Source organism: Aquiflexum sp. (genome assembly GCF_041749095.1).
Taxonomy (GTDB): Bacteria; Bacteroidota; Bacteroidia; order Cytophagales; family Cyclobacteriaceae; genus Aquiflexum.
On sequence record NZ_JBGTCA010000121.1, the window covers coordinates 1 to 5,281 of the forward strand.

Annotated in this window: 4 protein-coding genes and 1 pseudogene; 3 read left to right on the top strand and 2 right to left on the bottom strand. The window is 42.9% G+C overall.

The window, feature by feature from the left end:
• Positions 1-270: pseudogene (locus tag ACEW8O_RS06475) on the bottom strand (hypothetical protein); the annotation flags it as partial.
• A gap of 189 nt (positions 271-459) precedes the next feature.
• Positions 460-1,812 carry a Gfo/Idh/MocA family protein gene (locus tag ACEW8O_RS06480; protein WP_373493808.1) on the bottom strand — a complete coding sequence of 451 codons (1,353 nt, stop codon included), beginning with the start codon at positions 1,810-1,812 and terminating at the stop codon, positions 460-462.
• Positions 1,813-2,102: 290 nt separating this feature from the next.
• Here ACEW8O_RS06480 and ACEW8O_RS06485 point away from each other — a divergent pair, with 290 nt between their 5' ends.
• Genes ACEW8O_RS06485 through ACEW8O_RS06495 form a run of 3 tightly spaced genes read left to right on the top strand, consistent with a single transcriptional unit; the run spans position 2,103 to position 5,149 of the window.
• Positions 2,103-2,981, top strand: coding sequence for an RraA family protein (locus ACEW8O_RS06485; protein WP_373493809.1), 879 nt, complete (start codon positions 2,103-2,105; stop codon positions 2,979-2,981).
• Between the two features lie 57 nt (positions 2,982-3,038).
• Complete coding sequence (locus ACEW8O_RS06490; protein WP_373493810.1) at positions 3,039-4,352, top strand: Gfo/Idh/MocA family protein; 1,314 nt, start codon at positions 3,039-3,041, stop codon at positions 4,350-4,352.
• Between the two features lie 41 nt (positions 4,353-4,393).
• The gene (locus tag ACEW8O_RS06495; RefSeq protein WP_373493811.1) at positions 4,394-5,149 is read left to right on the top strand and encodes a DUF1080 domain-containing protein; all 756 of its coding nucleotides are present in this window, start codon (positions 4,394-4,396) and stop codon (positions 5,147-5,149) included.
• Positions 5,150-5,281 lie beyond the last annotated feature (132 nt).

Genomic DNA, 5,281 nt, shown 5'->3' on the forward strand with positions numbered 1-5,281 from the left:
TTCTTCCATGGCATTATTACCCATATGGACTGCTATTGCAGTATCAGGAATAATATCGCAACAGGCGATTAATTGATATTCAGGAAGTTCCTTCAGAATCATTGCCAATCCTATTCCCCTGCTCCCACATCCGATCAATCCTACCTTGAGTGGGCTATCAGAAGATGACCATGTTTTTCCAGCCAGTGAAGGAAATCCCATGGCACTGATTCCCGTGAGTGCTGTTGCACTGGTCAGGATAAATTTTCTTCTGTTTAGTTGGTTTTCCATTGATTTATTGTTTTGCAAAGAATCATCATTAATTTACATGAATGTATGCAATGATGCCGGTAAAATTGTAACTTAATATAATTCTCGCCAGGAAACCGAAATGTCCAGTACATCTGACTTCGGACTTCCGACCTGTTTGCAGTAGAATATTGAGTTACTTGCAAAGAAGCGGATAACTATTTTGATTTTTTATGCTGTGGGTTCCCAACCTGGTTCATAGTCCCTTTTCCAGTATTTAATTGCTGCTTTGTTATTTATAATATGCCCATTTTTAGGATCAATGTAGAGGGTTTCACCTGAGCGCTGCGCAATATTTCCCAATTGCACCAAAAGCGTGCTGGCCTGCCCGCCATTGATTTCTGCGGCCAAAGGCGTTCCTTTTTTGATCGCATCAAACATATTTTGGATATGAATGGCGTCCAGATCCTGGGTAGGATCGGAAAGATTTCTGGCATCCACAGTACGGTCATATTTCACCTCTTTGACCAATTTGTTTTTCAGATCATAGATAGCATAGGCATTTCCTCCCCCAATATTGACAGAACCATCTTCTCCATAAAAGATGACCCCTACGCTCGAACCTTCATTGTTGATCCCATTGCAGCTTCTCCCTTCCCAGGTGATCAGGGAGTTGTTGTCAAATTCCAGACTGATCATCTGTGTGTCCGGGGTTTCCCAGTCATCCTGGTATCGGTATCTTCCACCGGACGAGGTGACCTTAGTTGGGAATTCCACCCCAAGTCCCCATCTGGCTAAATCCACCATGTGGGTCCCGTTGTTGAGGGCTTCACCGGTACCCCAGTTCCAGAACCAATGCCAATTGTAATGAATGATATTGTCTCTGTATGCTTCCCTTGGTGCCGGTCCCTGCCAAAGTTCATAATCGAGATGATCAGGTACGGGAACTTTCTTTCCTATGCCAATCGGTCCCCTGTTGTTGGTGTACCAGGTCTTGGCATAATATGGTCTTCCTATTGCCCCATCATGAACTTCTTTGATCGCTGCAGCGACATTTGGCCAGGAACGTCTTTGGTTCCCCATTTGAATGACTCTGTTATGCTTTGATGCAGCCTGAACCAAAATCTCTCCTTCGTGGGGGTTATGGCTGGAAGGTTTTTCCAAATAAACATCTTTTCCCGCTTTACATGCCAATATGGCTGCAGGGGCATGCCAATGGTCAGGTGCTGCGACCACCAACACATCCACATCCTTATCCTCCAGGCTTTTTCTGAAATCGGCAGTGGCTTTGGGTTGTTTGTCCTGGATTTTTGAGACCGCAGCGATACATTTTTCAGCAGCAATTCTATCGACATCACAGATATGCAGTACTTCGGCATTGGGCTGCTTGGCAAAGTTCTGCGCCAAGGCATTGCCTCTGCTGTTGACGCCCATGACAGATACTTTGATGCGTTCATTTGCTCCAAGTATTTTTCCATAGCTTTTGGGGCTGAATCCTGGTAGAATCCCTCCAATTGATAGGACAGTTGTTCCTGCTATTGTTTTTTTGATAAAGGTTCTTCGTGTGTCTTTTGGGCTTTTCATAGGGGGGAGGGATTTTGGGTGGATACCATACATCGTTCAGATATTCCAAGATAGAAAATCCTCTTTTGATTTTAGCGTTAAAAATGCTTTCTTTATTCGAACGGTAAGTATCAATCATGAATTGTCCGGAAATATTCCGGATTTATCACCTGCTATTTCAAGGATTAAAAAATATATATTTTTTGCAAATGCTGCTGCCTGAGCAATTTGTGTTTGATACAATATCCGGTCACATAGTCATGAGACTGAAAATTAGATTACATTTAAATAACCTTAAACCCATAATCACTATGAAAAACTTATTCTTGATCTTAATTCTAACTGGTGCATTATCATCCCAAACCAAACTTATTGCCCAAAATGAGCCGGATGTTTCTGACGAAGTATTGATAGCCTTATATAAAGGTGCCCGTGTCACGGATGTGGTAGATGGCCTGGTGACGGTGGGATATATGGATGTGGGCGTGATGGATCCCAAAATTGCTCCGTTGTGGAAAGATGTGGAAACCATGAGTCACAGGTTTTCAGGGATTGCCGTTACAGTCCGATATGGGCCTACTAATAGACCAATGCATCCCGGTGCAGATTTGACCAAACCCGAAAACTATGAAGAATATAGAAAATGGAGAGGGATGTGGTACTCTCAGTTATCTTCAGAACCATTTCAGCAATACATCAAACCAGGGACTGTAGTCGTGATGGATAATAAGGATGATAATGATACGGGTTCCACAGGATCCAAAAACATTATGGATTGGCAGGAAAAAGGGGCAGTTGGCCTTGTTGCAGCAGGAGGTGTAAGGGATATAGATGAAGTCATCAGACAGAAGAATCCTGTTTATATGAATTATTTTGAGAGAGGAAGGGGTGAAAGGATCGGTCGTAATGAATTTATTGATGCCCAAAGACCTGTAGTAGTAGGTGGTTGTCTGATCTATCCCGGTGATGTGATTGTAGCCGATGGAGACGGCGTGGTGGTGGTTCCAAGGAGAGTGGCAGTCAGGGTAGGACAGATTGCTTACATGGAACTGGTAGATGATATGAAAGGGAGAAAAGAACTTTACGAAAAAACAGGAAGGGAATTGGATGAGACGGTGATCATTCTGGAAGAACCCGCTGCATTTTTCAAAAAGATGGGCTTACCGGTTGACCCAAATAAAAATCAATAGCAGTTCATAGACTGGTAATCACTTTACATAAATCCCCCCATTAAACGAATACTAGACATGAATATTTCATCAGAAAATCCTGAAAAAAAAGATCGTAGGGAATTTATTAAGAATTCGGGAAAAGCATTGATAGGAACTGCATCACTTCCTTTTTTATTCAACATCAATCAAAGTTTTGCCATGAAAGACAATACATTGAAAGTAGGTTTGATTGGATGTGGAGGCAGAGGCACAGGTGCAGCAGCCCAGGCTTTAAAAGCAGATCCAAATACTGTTCTGACCTGCATGGCCGATATATTTTCTGACTATCTGGAAGAATCCTACAATGCGCTCATTCAGGTCAATCCCCAGCAGGTTCAGGTGGCTGAGGATCAAAAATTCATCGGACTTGATGCGTATCAAAGAGTGCTGGACTCTGATGTTGATGTGGTTATTCTGACTACACCTCCTGCTTTCAGACCAGGGCAATTTAAAGCAGCCGTCAATTCAGGAAAGCATGTGTTCTGTGAAAAGCCCGTGGCCGTTGATGCTCCTGGGGTAAGAAGTGTATTGGAAACGGCAAGGTTGGCTAAAGAAAAAGGATTGAATGTGGTTTCCGGCTTTACTTTCAGGTATGACTTTCCGAAAAGGGCTTTGTTTGAAAAAATCAATAATGGGGAAATCGGAGAGGTGATGTCGGTATTGACAGTGAGAAACGGTGGGGGATTATGGTACAAAGAAAGACAGCCTTCCTGGACAGAAATGGAATATCAATTGAGAAACTGGTATTATTATGATTGGCTTTCCGGAGATTATATTGTGGAAATGATGGTGCATAGCCTGGATATGATGTCTTGGGCATTTGGTGATCAGCTTCCCCTAAAAGCGACAGGTTCCGGAGGCAGGCAATCCAGGACTGAAGAGAAGTGGGGAAATATCTATGATCACTTTGCCATAGAATATGAATATGAAAACGGTGCCAAAGGAATCCATTTCAGCAGACAGCAACAGGGATGTTCCAATGTCAATAAGGCTGAAGTCTTAGGGAAAAACGGTAATGCTCTTGTAGATGTAGGAAGGCAGATACATTCGCTTAAAGGTGCAGAATCCTGGGGTTATGAAGGCGAAAAAAACAATCCTTATGAAACCCAACATGAGGAATTGTTTGCTGCAATCCGGGCCGGAAAGCCTATCAATGAAGGAGATTTAATGGCAAACAGTACCATGTTGGCCATTTTGGGCAGAATGGTAGGGTATTCAGGTCAGACGATCACTTGGGAGCAGGCCATGAATTCCAATCAGGTACTTGGACCCGCTTTGGATGAGTACCGTTGGGATTTGGAATGGCCGGTGCCTCCTGTGGCAATTCCCGGTAAGACCAAAGTAATCTGATCATTATTTTGAAAAACCCTGGAATTTTAAAATTTAGACAAATGAAATTTATTTTCCCTTACGCCGTCATTGCAGCTTTCTTACTTATCTGTACTCCTGTAGCAGGCCAAGAGTATTTATTTGAATTTGGAAAATCTAGAGGATTGGAGTCTTTGGTCAGCGATATGCAACCTGTAGAAACTCCCCTGAAATGGTACAATGTAAATACTGAAAAAGGAACATGGTATTTCGAAGGGGATGAACTGGTTTGCAAAGGTTTACCAATTGGGGTAATACGGTCCGGGAAGCAATATGAAAATTTCATCATGCACATCGAGTGGAAGCACATGGAGGCAGGCGGCAATTCAGGAACATTCGTTTGGAGCAGCGCAATTCCCGGAGACAACCGGCTCCCGGATGGGGTAGAGGTGCAGATGTTGGAATTGGATTGGGTGAATCAAAACAAAAAAAATGGAGAACTGCCACCTATAGCCTATGTACATGGAGAATTATTTGGAGTTGGGGGAGTGACTACTGTACCCGATAATCCGAGAGGAACGAGAAGCAAATCAATTGAAAACCGCTGCTTGGGCAAAGGGCAATGGAATACCTATGTGGTAGTCTGTGTGGACGGTGTTATCAAGCTTTCCGTAAATGGAAAATTTGTCAACGGCATCAGTCAGTCTAGTCAAAAGAAAGGATACATCTGTCTGGAATCGGAAGGAGCTCCCATCCATTTCAGAAATCTAAAAATCACAGAACTCCCAGCAGGTGTTATCACTGCAGATCAAATTGCCCCTTTATTATCTAACTATTAATTAAACGTCAATTTCCTTTAGACCGATACCAAGTAGATTACCCAAATTGGCAATCGATATGAATAGATATTGTGTTTTCGTCCCTTTAGGGACGACATATGGGTAAAAATAGATCTTGTAAAATGATGCCCG